The following is a 1,729-nucleotide window of genomic DNA, read 5'->3' as shown; positions in this document are numbered from 1 at the left end:
GATATGCGTTGACTTTGGTGTTGAAGTGCCATGCAGCAGCTTGGTCATTGCGTGCTTCACACCTTAACAGAGCGTTATACGTTTTGAGGTAATATGGAAGTTATACAACTAATTTTAGACCCAACCGTCATTATAAGTTTTTTACTGGCGGTGTTCTCATACTACCTTGGAAAACTAGGTAAGTTCATTGTTGCAAGTTTTGCAAAGACACCAGTACTACTCAAAGAATTTTGGCGAATCCACAAGTGGAAGCGAATTAAAAAATACTATTTAGTTTCTAGTAATCCGTACGAAATAACATGGAACATTGTAAGAACCTACTTCTATTTAACAATGTTTATAATGTGTATGCTTTTTTATATAGTTTTCGTAAAATTAGGTGCCTTTGGTGACGTTTTTGGTTTTCCGCGAGAGATTCAACATCTAGTTTTCTCGCCGATTTATATTTTCGAAATTTTGTGGATCAAACAACGTAGTTTTACCCGTGATCTAATCGAGCTAAAAGGTAAGCGAAGAAAAAAACGTATAACAAAGCGTTTAAGGCAGATTCACAACGCTTAGCATTTTTCATTCAAAGTCCGGTTAAGTGTTTAAGGTGTAATGGTTTAGTTTAGGTGTCTGGCGTTGCTCACTACTTAACGCGGCGTTAGGGGGCTAATAAAGGCGGAGTTTATGAATAAAAAATATTTTAGTACGTATGTTAGTCAATATATGTACCAACCACATTATCGAATTTTTGATGATGAGAATATGAAAATATTGGAAGAATCTAATGTTATTAGTCAATCGACTATATACGCTATTGTTAAAACTCCAAAAGTTAGGTTTGTTCCATCTTCATTCTCAGTCACCAATAACTTCTGTTTAAAAGGGAAGTTGGTTGTAAATGATAAGCACCATGACGTCATCTTTAATATGGCAAAATATTGGTTTAATGGTGAAAGTGATTTATCGGTAAACTTGAGATCGAGATTTCAAACAATTGAGGAGTTTGTAGACTATGCTTTGTCTGGCTTTAGGTCTATAGAAGGGATTCATTATAGCAATAGTGAAAAGTACTGCAGATTGGCAATAGTTAACTCTGATTCTTCCGACGAACAGCTTAATATAACGTGCCCGATAGCAAGTGGCATGAATGACGGGGTTCCAGTTGAAGCAAACTTGTTCGTATATCAATTGATAAACCACTACGACATCGAGGTTCTAGATGAGCTCGAAATTTGTTACATAGGTAAGTCGAGTAAAAGCACTTTCGATAGGCTCAAAAAACATGAGAAGTGGGGACCAATTTTATCGTCGAGATACAATGAATATTACGACTACTTTGCTTACTTTTTTGTAATTGATGAAGCATCAATTTATAAACTAAATAGCAATGGAAATGACCTTATGCTAAGGACAGGTTCAGGTTTACCAAAGGGGGCAATCACTAGTATCTGTGAAGCAACCCTAATTAACTACTTTAAGCCTGATTTTAACAAAGAGTTTGTCAATACAGATATATCAACTATTAAAGTTGTCAAAGATTGGCTCAGCACAAAAGGATTTAATACAATCCTGACCGAAGTAGAACTCGAAGGCTTAATGGGACGATTAGGTACTAAGCATAAGCCTTATATGCAGAGGCATGAATTTGAAGGCAGCCTCGCCCCCTAACAAACTGTTTAAGAGTGATTCGCAACGCGTGGCATTTTTACTATGCGTTGCGTTTAGTGTTTAAGGTGGTATG

General features: G+C 36.4%; 1 protein-coding gene. It reads left to right on the top strand.

Annotated features, from left to right (window positions below; all coding sequences use genetic code 11):
* The first annotated feature begins 672 nt into the window (after positions 1 to 672).
* Positions 673 to 1,656 (top strand): hypothetical protein, encoded by a 984-nt coding sequence (locus R7O13_RS23970; RefSeq protein WP_318304814.1) that lies wholly within the window; start codon positions 673 to 675, stop codon positions 1,654 to 1,656.
* Positions 1,657 to 1,729 lie beyond the last annotated feature (73 nt).

It is taken from the genome of Vibrio sp. Y176, from assembly GCF_033438945.1.
The sequence above is the reverse complement of the archived record's forward strand: the minus strand, read 5'-3'. Positions and strand labels throughout refer to the sequence as shown.